This window comes from Ekhidna lutea (genome assembly GCF_900188325.1).
In the GTDB taxonomy this organism is placed as follows: domain Bacteria; phylum Bacteroidota; class Bacteroidia; order Cytophagales; family Cyclobacteriaceae; genus Ekhidna; species Ekhidna lutea.
In genome coordinates this window covers 89,607-112,578 of the sequence record NZ_FZPD01000002.1, presented here as the reverse complement: position 1 = coordinate 112,578, position 22,972 = coordinate 89,607, and the positions used below count along the sequence as shown (strand labels likewise).

20 protein-coding genes are annotated in these 22,972 nt (G+C 39.7%); 8 read left to right on the top strand and 12 right to left on the bottom strand.

Annotation, left to right across the window (positions count from 1 at the left end):
- Positions 1 to 205: 205 nt before the first annotated feature.
- The 3 genes from CHB71_RS04360 to CHB71_RS04350 all read left to right on the top strand — a co-directional run bounded on the left by CHB71_RS04360 (position 206) and on the right by CHB71_RS04350 (position 6,974).
- Positions 206 to 3,250 (top strand): T9SS C-terminal target domain-containing protein, encoded by a 3,045-nt coding sequence (locus tag CHB71_RS04360; protein WP_089355684.1) that lies wholly within the window; start codon positions 206 to 208, stop codon positions 3,248 to 3,250.
- Positions 3,251 to 3,313: 63 nt separating this feature from the next.
- Entirely contained in the window at positions 3,314 to 4,894 is a 1,581-nt protein-coding gene (hutH, locus tag CHB71_RS04355; RefSeq protein WP_089355683.1) for a histidine ammonia-lyase, read from the top strand.
- Positions 4,895 to 4,973: 79 nt separating this feature from the next.
- On the top strand, positions 4,974 to 6,974 hold the full coding sequence (locus CHB71_RS04350; protein ID WP_089355682.1) for a urocanate hydratase: 2,001 nt from the start codon (positions 4,974 to 4,976) through the stop codon (positions 6,972 to 6,974).
- On the opposite strand, the gene CHB71_RS04345 is transcribed toward CHB71_RS04350, so the two are convergent.
- The 8 genes from CHB71_RS04345 to CHB71_RS04305 form a co-directional block, all read right to left on the bottom strand.
- Positions 6,975 to 7,553: an EF-hand domain-containing protein gene (locus tag CHB71_RS04345; RefSeq protein ID WP_089355681.1), complete on the bottom strand. Its 579-nt coding sequence runs from the start codon at positions 7,551 to 7,553 to the stop codon at positions 6,975 to 6,977.
- A 42-nt stretch (positions 7,554 to 7,595) separates the two neighbouring features.
- Positions 7,596 to 8,666, bottom strand: coding sequence for an alanine racemase (locus CHB71_RS04340; RefSeq protein ID WP_089355680.1), 1,071 nt, complete (start codon positions 8,664 to 8,666; stop codon positions 7,596 to 7,598).
- Between the two features lies 1 nt (position 8,667).
- Complete coding sequence (alr, locus tag CHB71_RS04335) at positions 8,668 to 9,819, bottom strand: alanine racemase (protein WP_089355679.1); 1,152 nt, start codon at positions 9,817 to 9,819, stop codon at positions 8,668 to 8,670.
- Positions 9,812 to 10,948 carry an amidohydrolase gene (locus CHB71_RS04330; RefSeq protein WP_089355678.1) on the bottom strand — a complete coding sequence of 379 codons (1,137 nt, stop codon included), beginning with the start codon at positions 10,946 to 10,948 and terminating at the stop codon, positions 9,812 to 9,814. The genes alr and CHB71_RS04330 overlap by 8 nt, the downstream gene beginning before the upstream one ends.
- Entirely contained in the window at positions 10,930 to 11,379 is a 450-nt protein-coding gene (locus tag CHB71_RS04325; RefSeq protein WP_089355677.1) for a GNAT family N-acetyltransferase, read from the bottom strand. Before CHB71_RS04325 ends, CHB71_RS04330 begins: the two co-directional genes overlap by 19 nt.
- Positions 11,376 to 12,809: a sodium:solute symporter family protein gene (locus tag CHB71_RS04320; RefSeq protein ID WP_089355676.1), complete on the bottom strand. Its 1,434-nt coding sequence runs from the start codon at positions 12,807 to 12,809 to the stop codon at positions 11,376 to 11,378. The genes CHB71_RS04325 and CHB71_RS04320 overlap by 4 nt, the downstream gene beginning before the upstream one ends.
- A 243-nt stretch (positions 12,810 to 13,052) precedes the next feature.
- A complete protein-coding gene (locus CHB71_RS04315) occupies positions 13,053 to 13,616 on the bottom strand; it encodes a carbonic anhydrase (protein ID WP_089355675.1) in 564 nt (187 codons plus the stop codon).
- 396 nt (positions 13,617 to 14,012) lie between these two features.
- Positions 14,013 to 14,387, bottom strand: a complete 375-nt coding sequence (locus CHB71_RS04305; protein ID WP_089355673.1) for a rhodanese-like domain-containing protein — start codon at positions 14,385 to 14,387, stop codon at positions 14,013 to 14,015.
- A gap of 147 nt (positions 14,388 to 14,534) precedes the next feature.
- Between CHB71_RS04305 and CHB71_RS04300 the strand changes: the two genes are divergently transcribed.
- On the top strand, positions 14,535 to 15,065 hold the full coding sequence (locus CHB71_RS04300) for a hypothetical protein (protein WP_089355672.1): 531 nt from the start codon (positions 14,535 to 14,537) through the stop codon (positions 15,063 to 15,065).
- Here the strand turns inward: CHB71_RS04300 and msrA are convergent.
- The gene (gene msrA, locus CHB71_RS04295; RefSeq protein ID WP_089355671.1) at positions 15,062 to 15,589 is read right to left on the bottom strand and encodes a peptide-methionine (S)-S-oxide reductase MsrA; all 528 of its coding nucleotides are present in this window, start codon (positions 15,587 to 15,589) and stop codon (positions 15,062 to 15,064) included. The two genes, CHB71_RS04300 and msrA, sit on opposite strands and share 4 nt — an antisense overlap.
- 108 nt (positions 15,590 to 15,697) lie before the next feature.
- Here msrA and CHB71_RS04290 point away from each other — a divergent pair, with 108 nt between their 5' ends.
- On the top strand, positions 15,698 to 16,918 hold the full coding sequence (locus tag CHB71_RS04290) for a cation:proton antiporter domain-containing protein (RefSeq protein WP_089355670.1): 1,221 nt from the start codon (positions 15,698 to 15,700) through the stop codon (positions 16,916 to 16,918).
- Between the two features lie 31 nt (positions 16,919 to 16,949).
- Positions 16,950 to 17,405, top strand: coding sequence for an SRPBCC family protein (locus CHB71_RS04285; protein WP_089355669.1), 456 nt, complete (start codon positions 16,950 to 16,952; stop codon positions 17,403 to 17,405).
- Between the two features lie 2 nt (positions 17,406 to 17,407).
- On the opposite strand, the gene CHB71_RS04280 is transcribed toward CHB71_RS04285, so the two are convergent.
- Genes CHB71_RS04280 through CHB71_RS04270 form a run of 3 tightly spaced genes read right to left on the bottom strand, consistent with a single transcriptional unit; the run spans position 17,408 to position 20,281 of the window.
- Complete coding sequence (locus CHB71_RS04280; RefSeq protein ID WP_089355668.1) at positions 17,408 to 18,127, bottom strand: tetratricopeptide repeat protein; 720 nt, start codon at positions 18,125 to 18,127, stop codon at positions 17,408 to 17,410.
- A 34-nt stretch (positions 18,128 to 18,161) separates the two neighbouring features.
- Positions 18,162 to 19,613, bottom strand: a complete 1,452-nt coding sequence (locus CHB71_RS04275; RefSeq protein ID WP_089355667.1) for a CCA tRNA nucleotidyltransferase — start codon at positions 19,611 to 19,613, stop codon at positions 18,162 to 18,164.
- A 20-nt stretch (positions 19,614 to 19,633) separates the two neighbouring features.
- Entirely contained in the window at positions 19,634 to 20,281 is a 648-nt protein-coding gene (locus CHB71_RS04270; RefSeq protein ID WP_179213303.1) for a TetR/AcrR family transcriptional regulator, read from the bottom strand.
- A 92-nt stretch (positions 20,282 to 20,373) separates the two neighbouring features.
- Here CHB71_RS04270 and ligA point away from each other — a divergent pair, with 92 nt between their 5' ends.
- Entirely contained in the window at positions 20,374 to 22,455 is a 2,082-nt protein-coding gene (gene ligA / locus CHB71_RS04265) for an NAD-dependent DNA ligase LigA (RefSeq protein WP_089355665.1), read from the top strand.
- A complete protein-coding gene (locus CHB71_RS04260) occupies positions 22,448 to 22,927 on the top strand; it encodes a DUF6913 domain-containing protein (RefSeq protein ID WP_089355664.1) in 480 nt (159 codons plus the stop codon). Before ligA ends, CHB71_RS04260 begins: the two co-directional genes overlap by 8 nt.
- The last annotated feature ends 45 nt before the right edge of the window (positions 22,928 to 22,972 follow it).

Sequence of the window (22,972 nt, the reverse complement as noted above, 5' to 3'; positions counted from 1 at the left end):
TAGTCTTAACAGTATAAATGGTCTTTGATCATAAAGTTCAAACTAATTTGCATTCATAAGAATAGTGCAAAGGATTCTTACCTTTTTAATATTTAAACACGTACTGGATTCTTATGATTAAGATCCAGGAAAAATGAAATATAGTTTTATTTTTCTAAGCAAAATTCACAGGTTTGCGGTTGCATTTCGATCAAATTAGTATTTCATGCTTAGAACCATCTTATTGTTATTGATTAATCTGTCATTTATCAATTCCATTACATCCCAAAATAAAAAAATCGATCTTTTAAAAGCAGTTTCCGAAAGTAGTAATTCTATTCTGCTGGAATGGAAATATCTTGATGACAATCAAACCTATGATCAGGTTATAATCGAAGTTTCTAATGGTAATACGGCTTCATTCCAACCATACGACACTATAACAACGTTTGCCTCTGAAGTTTTGGTGAAGGGGATATCAATACCAGAAGCGAACTACTTCAGGCTAAAAGGATTAGATAATAAAGTGATTTCAGATACTATTTTAGCCCAATCCCCAGGGGTATTTAGTACAATCCACAATGCGCGCCCAGATTCGATTTATCATTTAGCACCAATTACTTTTCTTCTGGGTGACGACATGTACTATGGAGTCCCGAACGATAGTTCTACTATTTTCTACAAATACAACTTGCAGGATAAAAAGTGGACTTTGAGCTCCAATTATCCTGTTTCTTTAGAAAGAGGAGGTTTTGTACATGATTCTGTCTATTATAATTTTAAATCATCACAAACTCACAAATACGACTTAGTTAATAATTCCTGGTCCGTCATAAATTATACTGGCGGCCCTACCCTCAATAACTCTTCTGAATTTGAAGTAGTAGGTAACAAACTTTATTATGGTTTTGGAGTACAAAACTCACAAATGCCAACTCATGACCTATGGAGCTATGATATATTAAACAACCAATGGACTCAGATTGGCAACTTCTCTAATGAGCTTGCTGATGAGTACATCAATCATATTTTTGTACATGATAAGACTGTTTTTCTTGTCTCACATTTGGAGTTTATTCACAGTTATGATCTCCTCAATGAAGAGTTCAACTACGCGATAGATTCACTTCCCTTAAAACGTAATGGTCCACTTTATTTCAATATTGACAAAGACTTTTATTACTATTCAACCCTTGGTTCCGGTGTTAACGAGGAATTATGGAAATTTGATTTGGAATTAATGCAATGGAACAAGATCAACCAAAACTATAATCTTTATTACTCATTGGCCTTCGCATCTCAATCGAAAGCAATCTTCCTAGGCAATGGACGCAGTTCTGCTTACGATAATATTTACATTTTTGACCCTAGCGATCCTCATAAAACCGATATATTTCTAGTGGCAGAACCCGAAAATAATTTACTAAATCTGTCGTGGGAATATTATAGTAATATTGGAAATAGCTTTATTGTTGAAGTTTCGGAAAATAATTCAAACAGCTTTCATTCTTTAGATACATTAGTCAGCAGTATAAAATCATATCAATTCATCCCAGAAAAAGAAAATGTTAGCTACTTTTTTAGGATTAAGTCAATAAGTCAAACCGATACTTTGAAAAGCAATATCGCCATTTATAATAGTGGTCCTAATTGGCACTTGGAGAACTCAATGCCTTGGAAGTATGATGATTATTCAAATGACTTAATCCCTTTTCGTATAAATGATACCTATTACTTCTTTCAAGGAAATGGTACAGGAAGTGTGCGAATGGTGTGGTCATACGAACTCAATGATGGCAGTTGGTCCAGGGCTGCTAACTTCCCCGGTCCGGCTCGGTCACAGCCTTCCATATTTACAGTTAATGGCTATGCCTACGTTGTAAGTGGAGATAGCCCGGCGGGTGACTCAATCATAAATGATGTATGGAAATTTGACCCTAGTAATAATAGTTGGACTCAGTTAAACGACTTCCCTGGAAATCATCGAAGAGCTGGAATTGGATTCGAGTCTAATAACACCGGATATGTTGGGCTAGGCTATGAGCCGTATCCAGGAAATGGTGACATCCTAAAAGATTTATGGAAATATAATGACACGAATGATTCATGGGATCAAGTTGAAAGTTTTCCAGGGACTATAGGGTTCAGGCCAAATGTAGCTTCATTAAACGATAGCATAACCTATATAGGACTTGGGCAAAATGTTAATTCTACTCTTTGGAGTTATAATTCAAACAGTGACAAATGGGAACTAATAATTGATAATGACCTACATCACGATTTCCTCAATTTTGTTGTCGTTGATGGCACACTCTACACCATTGAAATGGACGAGTCAGGTACATTATCACGCTTTGATTTAAAATCAAATCAACTTATAAGTTTAGAAAATTTTCCAACTCTGGAAAAACCATCGATTGTATTTCAAAACAGTAATATTATCTATGCTTTAGATGAAGGTGGGAGTATGTGGTCTTACACTTTAATACCATTGAAGCAGGATGATTTTCTTACCTCATTTAAAAAAGTTGCTTCAATTCAACTTGAGTGGGATAATAGTATATACACAATTGGAGATACGATTATTATTGATAAATCGACAGAAAATGATCAAAATTTTGAACCCTTCTTGAAAGTTGACAATTCAATTAATTCATTTACAGACACACTTCTTGTTCCTGGTGAGCAGTATTTTTACAGGTTACGGACTTTTAATGTTCACGGATCATCAAGCTACTCATATTCAAATACAACTATACCTGGAATACCAGCGGGACCATCAGAATTGCAATCAAACTTAGTTGATTTTACCGTTAATCTTAATTGGCTAAATAATTCGACAGAATATGAGCATATTGAAATCGAAAGATCTGTTGATTCTAATGATTTTGTAGTAATAGATACAATAGGAGGCAATATCCAACAATATGCAGAGCTTACTGATGAGCTTGAGCAAAACATTAGGTATCGGGTACGAGGATTTTCGAAAAGTGGCCATACTGAGTATTCTAATTTCACAGAAGTGATTATAGAAATTTTGAGCCTGCAGGATCAACCTAATGTAATCATATATCCAAATCCAACATCAGGAAGAGTCAATATTTCAACTCAAGAAAATATATCTGAAATGCAGCTGCAATCAATAAATGGTCGAACTATTGAGAAAAATAACGGTGAATTACTTGATTTTAGTGATTTAAAAAGCGGCCTTTACATATTAAAATGTACTATTAAGGGAAAGGTTTATGATTTTAGGCTCATAGTTAATTAATCATTTATCATTCTATTATAAAAACTTCATAATTTAACTTTGTTGCCATAACAACCTTTTATTATGGCAGCATTTCCTGATTCATTTCATTACGGAGAAGATTACCTTACAGCTGGTATTGCAATCGCGATAGCAGAGGGGAAAATCAAGGGTATATTATCATCAAAGGCACGTGACGCAGTTAATAAAAGCGCAAATGATGTAAAAACCATTGCCGATGGCGAAAAGGCAGTTTATGGTATCAATACTGGCTTTGGTCCTCTGTGCACAACACAAATTTCAAAGGAAGAAACCGGTACTCTTCAAAAAAATCTACTGATGAGTCATGCTGTCGGCCTGGGTGATCCAATTGCCGATGTACTGGCTAAACTGATGATGATCCTGAAAGTGCATGCGTTAGCGAAAGGATTTTCGGGCGTGCAAGAGCAAACCATCGATCGCATCATCTTCCACATTGATAATGATATTATACCGTTGGTTCCGGAGCAGGGTTCGGTTGGCGCGTCAGGTGATCTTGCTCCTCTCTCACATCTCTTTCTCCCGCTTATTGGATTAGGCAAGGTGAGACATAAAGGAGCTTTTGTGAAAACGTCTGAATGGATGAAAGCTGAAAAGCTGGAACCAATCGAACTAGGAGCAAAAGAAGGGTTGGGTCTGATCAATGGCACCCAGTTCATCGCAGCGCATGCGGTCAAGGTTGTTGAGCGATTACAAAATGTATTAGTACATGCCGACATTGCCGGGTCAATGATGGTTGAAGGGCTTTTAGCTTCTGTCAAACCATTCTCACCAGAGCTGCATGAAGTAAGAGCTTTTAAAGGAAACAGACATGTTGCAGCCTTTATTAGCAATTTACTAAACGGTTCTGAGGTAGTCCACTCCCACGCCAATTGTGCACGAGTGCAGGACCCGTACTCGCTTCGATGTATGCCGCAGGTTCATGGAGCTTCGCGAAATGCATGGCTTCACGTCAAGGAAATGCTGGAGGTGGAAATCAACTCTGTCACCGATAACCCTATCGTGTTCAGTGCTGAGCATACCATTAGCGGTGGGAATTTTCACGGGCAACCAATGGCGCTACCTATTGATTATGCATGTCTGGCAGCTGCGGAAGTTGGTAACATCTCAGACCGGAGAATCTACCTTTCATTGGAAGGAGATACACCAGGAGTGCCTAAACTATTGCTTAAAGAAACGGGAACGAATTCCGGGTTTATGATTCCTCAGTATACCACTGCTGGTCTGGTAAGCGAAAACAAAGGGCTTTGTTTCCCTGCCAGTGCAGACAGTATTCCTACTTCACTCGGACAAGAAGATCATGTGAGTATGGGGTCCATAGGAGGAAGAAAAGCATTGAGAGTTGTTGAAAACGTAGAGAAGATCATTGGTGTGGAGATATTCTGTGCTGCACAGGCCTTGGATTTCCATCGCCCGTTAAAGTCAAGCAAAGTGATGGCTGCTATCCACGACCATGTGAGATCTAAAATTGATCACATTACAAAAGATGGCGTGATGAATGAAATCATGGAGACTGCCATTGAGATGGTGAAAAATAAGGAGTTGATTACTGTTGCAACCGAAACTGCAAAAACGGAAGGTGTTTCGCTGGAAACATCATTTAGTGACGAGTTTGATAATTATTAAAATAACCAAGAGATAGCTGAGAGTCTTCTGAAAACTCTGTGAGCATCTCAGTTTACTCAGAGGTTAAAAGGATAAGAATATGACATTTCAAGAACACATACTTCAAGGTATACCTGACAGCTTACCACCTAAAAAAAAATTAAAGGATGGAGTAAACAGGGCTCCTAAAAGAAAAGACATACTCTCTCCAGATGAGAAGAAGCTGGCGGTAAGAAATGCGCTTAGATACTTTCCTTCAACCTGGCATAAAGAGTTAGCAGAAGAATTCTGGCAAGAGCTCAACGATTTCGGTAGGATCTATATGTACAGATTTATGCCTGAATATGACATGTATGCCCGTCCGATCGAAGAGTACCCGGCTCAATCAAAACAGGCAGCATCCATCATGTTAATGATCCAGAACAACCTGGACCCGGCTGTTGCCCAACATCCAGAAGAACTTATTACCTATGGTGGAAATGGGGCTGTGTTTCAAAACTGGGCCCAGTACCTGCTCACCATGCAGTATTTAGCCACAATGACAGATGAGCAAACCTTACACATGTACTCCGGTCATCCGATGGGTTTATTTCCGTCGCATAAAGAAGCTCCAAGAGTAGTAGTAACTAATGGAATGATGATTCCAAATTACTCACAACCGGATGATTGGGAGAAGTTCAACGCACTTGGAGTCACACAGTATGGTCAAATGACCGCAGGCTCTTATATGTATATCGGGCCACAAGGAATCGTACATGGTACAACGATTACCGTGATGAACGCCTTTCGCAAGAAACTAGGTTCAGGCGTCTCTCCTGCCGGTAAAATCTTCCTTACGGCTGGTCTTGGCGGCATGAGCGGCGCTCAACCAAAAGCCGGAAACATTGCTGGATGTGTCACTGTGTGTGCTGAAGTCAATCCAAATGCTGCTCGTAAACGTCATGAACAAGGTTGGGTAGATGAGATTATCGAGGATATCAGCCAACTAGTAAATCGTGTAAAAAAGGCGAAGGAAAATGAGGAAGTTGTGTCCATTGCTTTCGTTGGTAATGTGGTGGACGTTTGGGAACGTTTTTATGATGAAAACATCCTTATTGAACTAGGGTCAGATCAGACTTCCCTTCACAATCCATGGTCAGGAGGCTACTACCCTGCCGGATTAAGCTTTGAAGAATCGAATGACCTGATCCGTAACAACCCTGAGAAATTCAAAGAGCATGTGCAAGAAACGCTGAGGAGACATGCTGCTGCAGTAAATAAGCATGCCGAAAGAGGAACGTACTTCTTTGACTATGGCAATGCTTTCTTGCTAGAAGCTTCACGAGCTGGTGGTGAAGTGATGGCTGAAAATGGAATCGACTTCAAGTATCCCTCTTATGTTCAGGATATCCTTGGACCTATGTGTTTCGATTATGGGTTTGGACCATTCCGATGGGTGTGCACATCCGGAAAAGCAGAAGATTTGAGAAAGTCAGATCAGATTGCCGTAGAGGTCATGCGAGAGATCAAATCTCAATCACCGGCAGAAATCCAGCAGCAAATGCAGGACAATATCCGATGGATTGAGGAAGCAGAAAAGAACAGACTGGTGGTTGGCTCACAAGCCAGAATTCTGTACGCTGATGCAGAAGGCCGATCCAAAATAGCTGAGGCATTCAATCAAGCAATCAAGTCAGGCGATATTTCTGCGCCTATCGTGCTGGGTCGTGACCACCACGATGTTAGCGGTACTGATTCACCATTCAGAGAAACAAGCAACATCTATGATGGCAGTCGATATACTGCAGACATGGCGATCCAAAATGTGATTGGTGATAGCTTCAGAGGTGCTACCTGGGTTTCTATCCACAATGGCGGTGGCGTAGGCTGGGGCGAAGTGATCAATGGTGGCTTTGGTATGTTATTGGATGGTTCTGATGAAGCAGATAGAAGGCTAAAATCCATGCTTTTTTACGATGTAAATAATGGAATAGCAAGACGTAGCTGGGCCAGAAATGACGAAGCTTTATTCGCCATCAAAAGGGAAATGGAGCGAACCCCAGAGCTTAAAGTGACGCTACCCAACTTGGTAGATGACGCGTACCTGGATGATTTAGCTTAATTACAAAACAGCATGCGGCTCTGATTCCCAATTACCAAAAATCCAGTTTCCTGGTAATGTGGTGTCACTGGCAGCAAAAAAGTCTTCAACGGCTCCCATCAGGTCGTACCGTGATAGCTTACCACTCTGTGACTTGTCAAGCAAGTGATATGCCTTGTCACAGTATTCTTTGTTTATACCAAAAATTTCATAAAAATCTTCGTACTCCTTCTTAGAGATATATCCATCACGGTTTTGATCGAAGAAGTCAAACATGAAGTTGAAAATCAGCTCTTTATACTCGTCCAGAATATCCTCGTCTTTAGATAATATTACTTTTTTCAGAAAGAAATCAACCCACTCATCTTCCGTCACCTGGTTGAAACTAAAGGGCTTAATATCATCTACCAAGGAGTTAAATAACCTGACAGCTTTATCTGTGATTCTTTGGTGACCCTTGTCACCGGGATCATACCCCATCGTGACACGGACTTTCTCCACCATTTCAGTGAAGTCATCCATTTGAAGACTGCTATTGCTATTTAGGTCTAGAATACGAAAGAAGTACCCGAGCTTTTTACGTTGAAATTCTGCTGACATTGGCGTGTGATTTAGTCACAAAAGTAGAAACTATTTAGAATTTTAAACCACGCGCTTCTCAATGTAGTCCGAGTTGAAAATGCCAAGAGCCCCCATATACTTGAGCTTAAATGAAACAAGGTCTCCTACCTTGTATTTTTCACTGGATCCCCCAAGGTCTACAATAAGCATATCCGAGCTAGCACCAGTTATCTCTATTGAATCATCTTCCGGTATCAGGAAGTCTTCTGATACATCCAAAAGTCCAATATCCAGAATAGCTCTGTAAGATGTTTTGCCGTAATCATCCTCATTGATTTCAAAAGTTTCTCCTGATGGATTGGTTTCCATATACCCACTTGGAATTTTTGGTTTTTCTGTGATTTCAATAATCTCTGAGTAGAGCTTGAATACATCTCCTTCCATTCCTGGAACAACTTCCTGGGTAAACAAATCCAATCCGAAAAACAGGGTTTCACCTACTCTAAAATGATTGATTCCATCGGGGATTTGCTTTCTAAAAATCAGTGGAATTACCACTGAAGTTCCACCAGTTACCCACGGGATTTTTCTGTTGAACTTAGCCTCTATAAGCTGCTCATATAGAGATAGTTGAACAAGTTTATCTTCGGAAGGCATCACCCCGTACAGGCAGTTCAGGTTTGCACCAATTCCTGTCACCTCAATGTTTGGAAGATTAAAGACTGACTCATAGAAATCCATCAAATGATCACCCATCACTCCTTCGCGCAAATCACCTAACTCGATCATAATGATGACCTTATGTTTCTTGTTTTGCTTTACTGCTTCATCCGAGATCCACTTGATGGTTTTATACTCAGTATTAAAGCTTGCATCTGCATATTTGACTAACCTGGGAATACTCCTTTTAGCCGGTGGTTTAATGTATACTGTTTGAACAGATTCATCAAGTTTCTTTATCGTCTCCAGGTTACTTATTCGTGAATCACAAATTTCCTTGGTGCCCAGATCAATAACTTCTTTTAAGAACTTTTCGTTACCACACAAAAGCTTAGATACAACAGCCCAGGCGATATCATTTTCCTTAAATACGTTATCCAGGAATTGATAATTCTTTTTGAGTTTGTCTTTATATAATTCTACGTAAGCCATGCTAGTTTATTATTCTCGGGATTTTGGTTGGTAAACGTGTGAGCAACTCATAATTTAGTTGATCACTAAGTTCGCCAAAAGATGCCACACTAATTTCTACATCACCGCTTTTCCCTATTAAAGTTACTTCATCTCCTTTTTTTACTTGTTCCAGCTCGGAAACATCTATAGCCATATTGTTCATATTGACCATACCAACAACAGGTACTCTGAATCCATTAATTAACACCCTACCTGTATTGCTAAGAGACCGACTAAAACCGTGCGAATAGCCGATCGGCACAATTGCAATCTTCATGTCTCGCTGTGCCAGATATGTGGTTCCATACCCGACAAACTCACCCATTTCCACCTTTTTTACACTCATAACACTACTTTTCCAGGAAATTAGCCTTCGCAAGGGTTCAGTTTTGTCTTTTTTGCCTTTCAGGTATTCTATAAATATTTCTCGGCTAGGCCAGAAACCATACTGAAGTATTCCTATTCTTACCATATCTTCATGCATATCTGGTAAGCGAATAGATGCCGCAGAACAACATGTATGCTTCATTTTAGGAATTATGTCATGCTCTGCCAGTAGTTCAGCCATCTGCTTAAAGTCCCGTTTTTGTTCCTCCACTCTGAGATAGTTGGCTATACTTTCTGCCCCTGCATAGTGGGTGCATAGCCCCTCAATTTCAAGCTTATCTCTATTTTCTTTAATCAAAGGGATTAAACGTGTAATTTCTTCCTGATCAAACCCGGTTCGATTCATTCCGGTTTCCAGCTCAATATGAATACGTGCCTTTTTGCCGGTCGACCTGGCTATTTCAATGGCCGTTCGCACTCTATCAAATTCAAATACAAAAAATGAAATTTCATTTTCAATAGCCCATGAAAGGTCTTCATTGGCAATAAATCCCATAATCATAATTTCTGTTTTAGGATTTGTTCTTGCCTTTAAGACTTCCAGTGCCTCATCAGCACTGTTAACAGAAAAATGGTCTATCCCCATAGATTCAGCCATGGGGACAAAATCATCAATCCCATGGCCATAAGCATTACCTTTTACAACAGAAGAGATACGGGTTCCTTTTTTAATGTAGGATCGCAAAAAATCAAGATTATTTTGATAGGCCTCACGGCTCAGCTCAATATATGATGTACTATTCATTAATCGCTTTTTCTACGATCGTGGTAAACATTTTAATACCTGTGGGAATGATTTCGTCAGGGAAATCATAGTCCGGATTATGAAGCGCCGGACAATCATCTCCTGATCCAATTCCAAACATTGCTCCCGGATACTTTTGTGTGAACAATCCGAAATCTTCCCCCCACTTGAACGGTCGCTCTCGTTCTGTAGAATCAAACCCATTCACTTCAATAGCCGCTCTTATCTCCTTCATTGAATCAGGGTGGTTGTTATTAGAGTCGAATTCCTCCGTCCAGCTAATGTCTAACTTCAATTGATGATTTTTTGCTGTTTCTTCCGTTTGGCGTACTACTCGCTCTGCAAAATCCTTCATCATCTTTCCATTCCAGGTCCTGAGGGTATAGTGTACCTCTCCATATCCGGCGGTGATTCCGTAGGATTTTTCACCCATATTGATGTGGACGGGCGATCCTAATGCAAAATCATCCCGAGTCAAATCAGGCTGACTTTCTGCCTCAAACATATTGATCAATTCAGCAATAGCTCTGGCTGGATTTATACCTAATTCAGGCTCTGCTGCATGAGAAGTCTTGCCTGACAATTTAATGATGATACTTTTTGCCGCTGTGGTGAAGTTTTTGTCCTTAATCACAATCTGATGTAATGGATATCCAGGTAAATTATGCAAAGCAAAAACAAGATCAGGCTCAAAGTTGAAATTGTCATCGGCTAGAATTGCCTTAGCTCCTTCACCATTTTCTTCGGCAGGCTGAAATACCAGTACAAGCTTGCCCTTCTTTATTGGGTTAGATTGAAAGTATTGTGCCACACCACACATAATAGCCGTATGTCCGTCATGGCCACACTTATGTGAAACGCCATCCACACTTGATTTATGATCGAAATCATTTATCTCCTGAATGGGTAAAGCATCATGATCAGAACGCAACATGATGGTTTTACCTGCCTTCCCTGAATCCATAATGACCATGGCTCCTGTTCCACCTGCTTTTAAGGCTTTAATCCCTTTGCTGTCCAGATAGTTTATGATCCGCTTTTGCGTTTCAAATTCTTTCTGTGATACTTCAGGGTGTTTATGTAAGTCTAGACGAAAATCAATAAGGTCTTTTATTGTTCCCTCTTCCATCGCATCTCAAGGTATTTATTGGTGAAACCAAGTTTTTCATAAAGCTTTTTAGCCGGATTTTCTGGCTCAACATGTAATGCAATGTCGCCCTCTGTTTCCTTGAAAGCTCGCTCTATTAATTGTCCACCAATACCTTTTCCACGATATTCTGAATGAGTAGCTATATAGACTAGAATATTTTCAGGAATATAGCCTTCCATTCCTGTCTTATTGATAATAGTAGCTCCTACAATGGTATCACCATCCCAGGCGGATAAAATCAAACCTCCAGGATGCTTACCAGCATTTAATGCGTATTCTATGCACTTTCTGATGTCTTCTTTCGGATCTCCAAATTCATCCAGGAAACGATGTAAGAAACTAACAATCTCTTCTTTTTCGTATAGCCCTACTGTTTGAGCAGGGAAGTATTTCTTAAAGGTTATATTCATTTGTTTGTATGATTTTTAATTAATCCTATGCTAATAAACACGATTAAGGCGATAATTATTCCATAAAGATTGGGGTCAAGCCCAAACCATTGTATTTCTAACAAGGTCAGGGTCGTAGTTGTTAGACCTCCCAGTATCATCGCGACAAAAGCACCTACTTTATTCGCCTTTTTCCAATAGAAAGCACCAACAATGGGTACGAATAAACCGGAAACCATGAAGGCATACGAAAATAGCATAGCCTCTAACACATTTTCAAGGGATAGCGCAATAATCAAGGCGATCACTCCAAGGACCAGAGTTGCCAGCTGTGATGCCCGTAGCGATTTCTTGTCCATATCCTCAGCACCACGATCCTTAAATCGCAGAATATCGGTAAGGAATGAGCCTGAAGAAGCCATCAGGCAACTATCTGCTGTTGACATAACCGCTGAGAAATAGGCTGCTAAAACAAGTCCCATGAGGCCATGAGGCAAAACCGTTCTCAACAATACCGGAAGACCTAATTCCGGATCCATATCAGCAGTTGCTGCAAATCCAACTACTTCAAAGAGACCTTGTTCGTAAGCCACTCTACCAAAAAGACCTAGAATAACACCTAGAAATGCCATTAAAGGCCACTCAAACAATCCGGCAATGAACCAGGCTTTCTTTGCTTGTTTTTCACCTCTACTGGCAAATATTCGCTGGTAGAGGGTCATCCCTACAAACCAGATAGGAATAATAGTCACCGACCAGTTGACCAGGTCCTTCCATGTCAGGTTGGTCAATGTGAGGTAGTCTTTATTAACAATGGCGTTTACAGCTTCCCATCCGCCAATGGCTTCATATGCAAAAGGAATGCCTGCGAAAAGTAGCCCTGCCATCAAAATGATCCACTGAAAGGTGTCTGTGTAAATCACCGCTTTTAAGCCGCCTAGGATGGTATAACCTACAGCTACAATGCCCATGACAAGAACTGCGTGGGTAAATGAAAAATCTACGAACGTCCCGGAGGCTAATTTTGCGCCGGCAATAATCTGAGAACTGGTAAATCCCAGATAACCAATAGTGGTAATGATACCGGCAAGAATAGCTACCCTTTTCCCATAGAAGAATTCAAAGATTTGTGGCAGTGTCGTAAGTTTTTGAATACCCGGAAGCTGATACACTTTGGGGATCAGCCAAACAGCAGCCATCCATGCGCCTATCAGACCTGTAAATAATAACCATGAGCCAGATAGTCCCATGGTAAACCCGAGTCCACCAAGTCCTATAGAAAAACCTCCACCAACATCTGTGGCTACTACTGATAAACCAATGTGCCAGCTGGATACATTTCTTCCAGCCACATAATAGTCATCACTGGTTTTGTTTTTTCTGTAGAAATAAAGGCCTACGAGGAAAACTAAAACGACGTAAGTAGCAAAGATTGCTATGTCTAAGATCACAGACCACTCCTTTCTTTACCGGCGCTGGGTGAAAATTGCTGATCTTTGGTCTTTTGGTCTTTTAAAAAGAAGATAACTTCTTGTCGCTTTGTTTAAAATTGAGATGCAAAAGTAAAACATACACACCCCTGATAAAAGTTTTGTGCTAATTATCCTTATTTAAATGCTGTTTTCACAACCTCAAAAGAAAAAAGTCCGCTTCACAGCGGACTTTTCAATTTCTAATTCTGTTTATTAAATTAATTAGAGGAAGTCAACCTGGCCACTTCCTAAATTATAGAAAGCCGAAACGATTTTAAGTTTACCTCCGTCCACAGCATTTTTTATTATATCTGAGCGGTCGACTAAATCTTTGGCAGACAGTTCTGCATTTTTCTTAACAACTACATTAACATCATCACTGCCAGCCTGAGCTTTTGCAGGTTCTATTTGTGCAAGCAAATGATTAAGGTTATAGCCATTGTCGCCACCAGCTAATGCTGCTCCTACGGCTCCACAGCTTTCATGCCCCATGACTACTATTACGCCTGTTCCCAAATGGGCTACAGCGTACTCAATACTTGCAATGGTGTCTGTGTTGGCGATATTTCCAGCTACACGAAGAACAAAAAGCTCTCCCAGCCCAGTATCAAAAGCCAACTCAGGAACAACTCTACTGTCTGCACAACTTAGTACAATAGCCCATGGAGCCTGACCGCTCACTAATTCAGACCGTCTACTATCATCTGCTAGTTCACCATTTAAATTATTAGCCACAAATCGGGCATTTCCATCTTTTAAGCGTTGTAATACTTGATCTTGATTCATGTTTACAATTATTTAATAACCGTTAATGTAAAATAATATAACTATTTCAATAAAATTCGTTCTATTTGTATCAGGATTCATCACTAATTATTAATCTTCTCATAATAAAACGGTTGAATCCGAACCGCTTCGTCCAACGAAGCGGTTCTTTTTTATCTTAATTTGCGCTCCCAATCAAATGCTCTTCGTTCTCTCTCAATAAATTCCAATACTTCGGGATCTCTTAGTTTTTCACTTTTGTCTCCCTTTGAGGTAAAGTGCCAATATCCACAATTGTCACATTGATACACATTAACTGGTCCCTCACCTCCTCTATAGTTATTTCGAATGTGATTCTGGATTAAAGCTTCCTCCGCGAGTTCTTCGCTTTCAAAACATTTTTTACCAGAAATACATTTATCGCTCAACTTTCAAACCTTTTGAATTCCAATCTGAAAACCCTCCAGAATAATCATAGACCTTCTTGAATCCTTGTTCTTTCAACAACTTTGAAGCTTTTCCACTTCTACCACCGCTTGCACAATGAATAATCATAGGATTATCAAGGCCCAGTCCTTTCATTTGCTCCAAAAAATCTGATTCAAAGAAATTAATATGCTTAACTCCGGGAATATGTCCTTTGCTATACTCCTCCGGTGTGCGAATATCTACAATAATCACCCCTTCTTTTTGGAGTTCAACTACTCTTTCTGATTGAACTACTTCAATAGTATTTTGTTCATTTACTGAACATCCAAAGAGGACAAATAAAAAATATAATGTTCTTATCATCGTAATAATTATGTATGTTGTTGTAACAACTATCCAAAAATCAGTCTTTTTACGTAGTGTTGGTATACCAAACGCTACTTAATTTAGCCTGAATCAACCAGTTTGGATCGAAAATTGATTAAAACCAGTTATACTAAGGCATAAATAATGAAAACCCTTTTTATTAGCACATTATTCCTTCTTTCTCTTTGCTCATGGGCTCAAGACGAGCGTCTGGATGAGAAAATTGATCAGATTACCTACGATTGGGATCTTGAAGCAGACAAGCTTTCTAATTATTCCGGATTGCAGCAACTATGTACAGATGAAGCCTATCGAGGTAAAATTCTTCACTTGCTTAATGAGATACATCATTACGACTCTGTTTTGTATGATGTTCTGGTAAAGCTTTCGAAAAAATCTAAGGACAAGGAGATTAAGAAAACTTTAAAGGACATTAAGAAATTCGAGGAAGAATATGACACTAAGAGCTTTGTTCACTTTATGAACGAAGAATGCAAGGCCATGCGTGAAATTGAACGCGAATCTGAGGTAACTTCAAATGATGTAGGAATTAATTCATATTCTGGCCAGGTATATATACTTGAAACAGAGCTGTTTAAATACGTCAAACATGTTACTGCAAGAGTAGATAAAATACGATTACATGTACATCACTTAAGCAAGCACTACAACTAAGCAAGCTTATCTGAAAAGACCATCTTGAACTTTTCAACCTTAGGCGCAACTACAAAATTGCAATAAGGTTGGCTTCTATTTTGATTGTAATAGTCGTCATGATCTACCTCAGCCGGATAAAACACACCCAGTGGGCTGATTTCAGTAACGATTGGATCATTCCAAATATCAGACTCATCCAGTTTCATTTTGTAAGCCTCAGCAAGTTCTTTTTGTTTTTCATTGTGATAGAATATGGCTGACCTGTATTGAGAACCAACATCATTTCCCTGACGATTAAGTGTGGTTGGATCATGGGTATTCCAAAAAACTTCCAACAATTCATCAAATGAGATAATAGATGGGTCAAATTCGAATTGAATTACTTCTGCATGACCTGATTGACCTGAACATATATCTTTATAGGTTGGGTTTACTAAGTTACCCCCTGTATATCCGGATTTAACATTAGAAACTCCTTTAAGTCGCTGAAACATAGCTTCTGTACACCAAAAGCAACCGGATCCAAATGTGGCCTTTTCCATACTAGTTGTAAAAATAATTTGGCAAATCTAACTTCTTGTGGAATCATTTAGTTCCTCTTTCCATTCACATGTTTTGAATTATTAATTTAGTCACCCTAATCATCAAGAATGGAGTACTACATAATCATAGCTGCCTCTCTAATAATCATCTTATCCTACCTGTTCAATATGGTATCGGATAAATCAAGTATTCCTTCTGTCTTGTTGTTAATCCTGCTTGGAGTTGTTGGAAGGGAGTTGATAGGATTACTGGGAGTTGAAAAAGAACGGATTCTTGAAATATTTTCACGAATACGAATTCTTGAGGTACTGGGTACGCTTGGATTGATTCTCATTGTTCTGGAGGCCGCTCTTGAGTTGAAGATTGCAAAGGACAAGCTCAAGTTGATTTCTAAATCATTCATCATAGCCTTATCAGGGCTAATTCTTTGCATGTTTGCTATAGCTACTATCTTAATATTTTCTTTCAAAGAGATGGATTGGTCTACCGCATTGATTTATGCCACACCGTTATCCATTTTGAGTAGTGCAATCGTAATCCCCTCCGTTGTTAATTTGAATGAAAAGGACGAAGAGTTTCATATTTATGAGAGTACATTCTCCGATATCCTGGGAATCATGATTTTCTATTTTTTGGTAGAATTAGGTAGCTCTACTAGTAATGTAATGGTGCTGGGTGACTTCACCTTTGGACTTGTCGTAACGATTGTTTTATCAATCATCCTCTCATATGTGCTAATCTATGTATTCCAAAACCTGGAAACGAAAGTAAAGCTATTCTTAATGATTGGAGTTCTGTTTCTTCTATTCAGTATAGGTAAGCTGATGCATCTTTCTTCGCTATTGATCATCTTGGTTTTCGGACTTATCCTGAATAATTATAAGCTTTTCTTCGTGGGCAGACTGAAAAAGTATCTACGCCCAATGGCTATTGAAAATATTAGAGAAACCTTCTTGATGATCACCATTGAATCAGCTTTTGTAGTCCGAACATTCTTTTTTGTGATTTTTGGATTTTCCATTGCTCTATCAACGCTATTGGACATTAAAGTGGCCATAATCAGTGCGGCTATACTTATCGTCATTTATGTAACTCGCGTTGTTTCCTTTTTACCATATAAGCATGAAAATCTCAGAAGAGCAATATCCATTGCCCCCAGAGGGCTAATCACCCTACTGCTTTTCTATTCAATCCCAGATGAATTTATATTCGAAGGATTTAAGTCGGGAATTCTATTATTTATCATAATTGTAACAAGTTTGGTCATGACATCCGGATTAGTGAAGAAGGATAAAAAAAATGACGAAGAAATTTCCGAAGTTGAATAACTTAGCTGACACAGCCTACAATAACTATTAGATGAAACGACTGAATGCACTCGCACAGAAAGGACAGATAAACGAAAATGCCAGTATTAGGGACATGCACTCCATTATCATTAATGCTGATATTGATAAGGTGTGGAAAATCCTAGTCAATATGGAGGATTGGCCAAAATGGAACCCTGAAGTAAAAAAGGTAACTAAAGAAGGCGAGCTTGCAGAGGGGACTGTATTTAAGTGGGTTCAGGGTAGAACGCACGGAGTTTCTCAAATTCAGGCACTGAGTAAACCAAATCTGCTAACATGGACCAGCAAAGCAAGCATGGTAAAAAGAATTTATGTTTGGACGCTGGAATCAGATGAAGGGCAAACGATTGCTACCGTGAGTGCATCGTTTCAAGGCTTCATGGTGGTCCTGGCCCAGAACCACCAGAAAGTCTATGATGAGTTATTAAGCTGGCTTGAGTGCCTAAAAAACAAAGCTGAGGAGTAAAACTACTCCCCACCTTCAGTTTTTGGTTTTGTTAATTCGCGAAGCTGCTGCTGAACCAGTTGAAAGCCTGGTTGCATCTCCAGTACTTCCAGATACTTCGCTTTGGCTCCTTCAGTATCCCCCTTATCTTCAAGGATCATCGCTTTTACCCTGTGAGCCGCAATCTTTAGTTTGATGTCCTGCCCTCTTCCATCTGTAGTTGGAAAACGGACTGTTCTTTCGTCTGCCTTTGGGTTGCCAATAATGATATCCAGGGAGGTGTTCGACTCAGCATATCTACCTAATTCAAACTGTAAGAATGACACTTTATACAACGTGTTAATGTCTCCGTTTGCAAGGTAAAGTTTTTCATAATGGTTAAGTGCCTTGTCCTTTGCACCAAGATTATCCAGTCCTGTAGCAGCTACTTCCATAGCAAACTGATCTTGTGGATTGATTTTAAGTGCTTGCTGTGCAACCAATGCGGCGGAAGCATTCTGATTGTACTGAAGATAAATAATAGCAAGTGAATCGTATAATGCAACGTTTCCAGGGTTTTCAGCAAGCAGGTTATATAGAGCTGTTCTTGCCACCACGGGATCGTTAAACATCTTGGCAGTATTGTATATGAATGACTGCTTTCTAAGCTCCCATGGAATGGAGTCACCAGGGGCTTTTTCCAGGCTTTGAGCACTTACATAAGTTGCTCCAACAATCATTAATGCAAAAAATATCTTTTTCATAATTTTTCTATTAGCAATAAGCGTGCAAACATAACTATTTGTCTGAAGAGGTCGAAAGGTATTTTTCGACAGGAGTTAATCCGTGCTTTTGACCAAGTTTAATCATTAATTCAAATGCCTCTTTCTCATCATTTTTGATCCTTCCATCCAATATTGCCTCTTTGATTTCTGTTTTTATATCTCCAATTACCTTTGATGGTTTGATATCAAACACTTCAATGATTTGCTCCCCTGATACTGGAGGATTAAAGTTCATCACATGATCTCTTTCTTCCACCTCCCTTATCCTCTTTTCTACTTTTTTGAAATTTGAACGATATTTTTTCACCCGTTCAGGATTCTTTGAGGTCACATCTGCTTTACAAAGAGTCATGAGATCACCTACGTCCTCCCCTGCTTCAAATACCATTCTTCTTACAGCAGAATCTGTCACTCGATCGTTTACCAACGCAATGGGTCTTAGGTGGAGTCTAACTAGCTTCTGAACATATTTCATGCGCTCATCCAACGGAAGCTTAAACTTCTTGAAGATATTCGGAACCCATTTGGCGCCCAGATCTTCATGGCCATGAAACGTCCAGCCCGCCTTTTCATGGAATCGCTGAGTTGCCGGTTTGGCTATGTCATGGAGAATAGCGGCCCATCTCAGCCACAGGTTATTTGTCATTTCACAGATATTATCCAGAACCTGTAATGTGTGATAGAAATTATCCTTATGTCCTTTGCCGTGGATTTTCTCCACCCCTTGCAGGTCTGTCATCTCAGGAAAAATAAGCTTTAGCAAACCGGAGTGAAACAATAGCTGAAAGCCATAGGATGGCTTATCTGTCATTATAATCTTGTTAAGCTCATCGGTGATGCGCTCTTGCGAAATGATTTTAATCCGATCTACATGATCGATGATTCCCTGAAAAGTATCCGGCTCAATGTCAAATTTTAGTTGAGTTGCAAAACGAATAGCACGCAACATGCGTAATGGGTCATCAGAAAAGGTCACGCCAGGCTCTAATGGCGTTCGTATGAGCATATTCCTTAAATCTTCCATACCATTAAATGGATCCAACAGCTCTCCGTAGGATTCTTCATCCAGACTGATTGCCATGGCATTAATGGTAAAATCTCTTCTGTTTTGATCATCCTCCAGTGTCCCATCCTCAACAACAGGATTCCTTGAATTTTCCCTATAAGACTCTTTTCTTGCGCCGACAAACTCATATTCAAATCCTTTGTGATGGATAGCAGCAGTGCCAAAGTTTTTAAATACAGTAAGCTTCGCGTCATTTCCCAAATGCTTTGCAACTTCCTTAGCAAGGGCGATTCCACTACCAACACATACAAAATCAATGTCTTTTGAGGGTCTTTTAAGAATGAGATCCCGAACATATCCACCTACAACATAAACAGGTACTTTCAACTCCTTGCCTGCTGCTGAAACATGGTCAAAAACGGGATTTGATTTGAAATGTGCTGAAAAATTCTTCTGCATTACGCAAAGATAGTTTTCAATCAGGCATAAAAGCCCTTCAGAAGTGGATGATTAGCCAGTTCCTGATCAAATTTTTTAATACCTTCCGCATTTAGGAATCCTCTGAAAAAGTTAATCAACTGGATATTAAGGTGTTCATTGAATGGACGAGTGATCGTTACTTCAGTAGGTCTACCTGCGGGCCTGGCGAAAATGAACATACTTAAGGTTTCCCAATACATCAGCATCGTAGAATTCACATCTACTTTAGAGTCCACCAACCCTTCAGAATGGCATTGCTCGAATATTTTTTTAAATCTGACAAAAACTGCACCTCTTAGGTAGTCTTCAAGAATTGATGAAGTGCGGGATTTAAATGGGTAGGCACTAAATAGCCCATTCATGGTAATATCCTTTAGTTCCAGATGTATTGCTTCCAGTAAAGCGAGCAGTTTAGAAACTACCTCCATTTCTGCCATTGCTATGCCTTCTCCCATTTTAGCCATATGATCCAGTTTCCACTGAAAGGATGCTATAAGGAGATCTTCCTTGGTTCGGAACATCAGGTAAATAGTCTTTTTGCTCATCTGTAGATCTTGAGCAATTTTTTCAATGGTCGTATTCTTTACTCCATCTTTCACAAAGCGATTAAACGCTTCGGAAAGAACTTTCTCTTTTTTATCCAGCATTCTTGGTGATAGTTGGCTCGAAAATAGATTGCCTTGATTCAGTTCACAAAAAATCATCAAGATTCTACACGAATGGAATAGATTTGTTTTTGATGAATAAAGCAGAAGTAAAAGATCTGATCGCCTCGCTCACCGAAGAGCTAAATCACCACAACTATCTCTACTATCAAAAGAGTAAGCCGGTAATTTCTGATTATGAATTTGATACGAAGCTGAAGGAGCTGGAGCAACTTGAGCAGCAGTATCCTGACCTAAAACTACCCTACTCACCTACAAGTCGTGTGGGTGGTGACATAACAAAGGAATTTGAAACAGTACCGCATAAGTACCCTATGCTTTCGCTTGGAAATACCTACTCCAAAGAGGAGCTGATGGATTTTGATGGACGTGTGAGAAAGGGACTAGGCACTGACGACTATGAATATATCTGTGAATTAAAATTTGACGGAGTAGCGATAAGCTTAAAGTACGAAAACGGATACCTGGACAGAGCCATCACTCGGGGAGATGGTACGAAAGGTGATGACATCACTACGAATGTAAAAACCATACGATCCATTCCACTAAAAGTGCAGGGTAACGATTACCCACCTTCTTTCGAAGTAAGAGGAGAGGTTTTTATGCCGAAAGAATTTTTCAAGGAACTCAACGATGGTGTACTAAAAGAAAACAAACAAAGGGAATCAGAAGGAAAAACTCCGCTAACTCTCTATGCAAATGCCAGAAACACCACTTCCGGAACATTGAAGATGCAGGACTCTAAAATAGTAGCCGACCGGAAGCTGGATTGCTACCTATACTCCTATCTTGATGATTCTGATACGTACAATACCCATGAGAAGTCAATCCAGTTTTTGGAAAGAGCAGGCTTCAATGTTTCTCAAACCTATCGTAAATGCCAAACGATTGATGAAGTACTTGAATATATCAATCATTGGGATCAGGAGCGTCACAAACTAGCGGTAGAAACAGACGGTGTTGTGATCAAGGTAAATAGCTTAGCTCAGCAGTCTGAGTTGGGGTTTACAGCAAAAAATCCTCGGTGGGCAATTTCATACAAATTCAAGTCCGAATCAGCTGTCACCATTCTAAAAGACATTACTTATCAGGTTGGACGTACAGGTGCAATTACTCCCGTGGCAGAACTGGAACCGGTCTTGCTCGCTGGCACTACGGTAAAAAGAGCTTCGCTTCACAATGCGAATGAAATTGAACGCCTGGATGTGCGCATTGGAGATAGCGTGAATGTCGAGAAAGGTGGTGAGATTATTCCAAAAATAACAGGCGTAAACCTTGAGAGTCGTCCATCAAATGCACAAAAAGTCTCATACCTCACTGAGTGTCCGGAATGCAATACTACGCTCGTCAGAAAAGAAGGTGAAGCATCACATTATTGTCCTAATAAGGATACCTGTCCACCCCAGGTACAGGGAAGGATCGAGCATTTTATCAGTAGGAATGCGATGAACATTGAGTCATTAGGTCCACGAACGATTGCAGGATTTTTGAGGCGAGGTTTAATCAAAAACCTAAGTGATCTATACACGCTAACCTTTGAAGATATCAACAACCTTCAGTTTGAAGAAACTGACGAAGCGACTGGAGAAGTCTCTAAACGTTCCATCAAAGAAAAGTCTGCTCAAAATATCATCGAGTCTATTGAAAAATCCAAATCGATTCCATTTGAACGTGTGCTCTTTGGTCTGGGAATTCGATATGTAGGAAAGACTGTGGCAGAAAAACTGGCACAACATTTTGTGACGATCGATCGTCTGATGAAAGCGAGCTTTGAAGAAATCGTATCGGTCCATGAAATTGGAGAACGGATTGCGGAAAGTGTTTCAGCTTTCTTTGCTGATGAGGATAATAGACAAATGATTGAAGCTTTAAAGGAAGCCGGGCTATCACTTGAAACGGAGAAGAAAGAGGGAGCCGCTGACACCTTCAAAGGCTTGACCTTTGTTGTGTCGGGTGTATTTGAGACCTTTGGAAGGGATGAATTGAAAAATCTGATAAAGCAACACGGAGGAAAAGTTGCGAGCGGCATTTCATCCAAAACCAACTACCTGATTGCTGGTGCCAATATGGGTCCGGCAAAAAAAGAGAAAGCTGATTCGTTAGGAATTACTATTTTGGACGAGTCATCATTTAGAGAACTTTTACAAAATGATTAAAACCCTTTTCCTTAAGTATAAAGGCAAGCCAACCATTGCCGAAAAGGAACATTGTACGTATGCCGAAGCATCCAACATTGGGATACTTTATAACTCCAATGAGTTTGGTTCAGAGACCATCAATAAGTTAGAGGAGCTCTTGAAAAATGATGGAAAAAACGTGGCAAAAATCGGCTTTGCAGAAAAGCCCTCTGAGAATGCGCTGATCTTCAACAGAAAGGATATCTCCGGAACAGGAAACATCAAAAAGGACAACCTTAACTTTTTCATCAATCAGTCGTTTGATTTTCTGATCTCCCTGGATACCTCCGAAAATCTAAACTACAAATATGTATTAGCCATTAGTAAAGCTATCTGCAAGGTGGGCTTTGAGACGGAGCAATATTATGACTTACTGCAACTATCCCTGAGGATGGATGATAGTAAACCTAAGGCAGTTACCAATATGGTAAGGTACCTGAAAATGATTTGAGGGTTTTTTCAACGTCATCCCACAACATAAAGAGGTCTCCTGTTT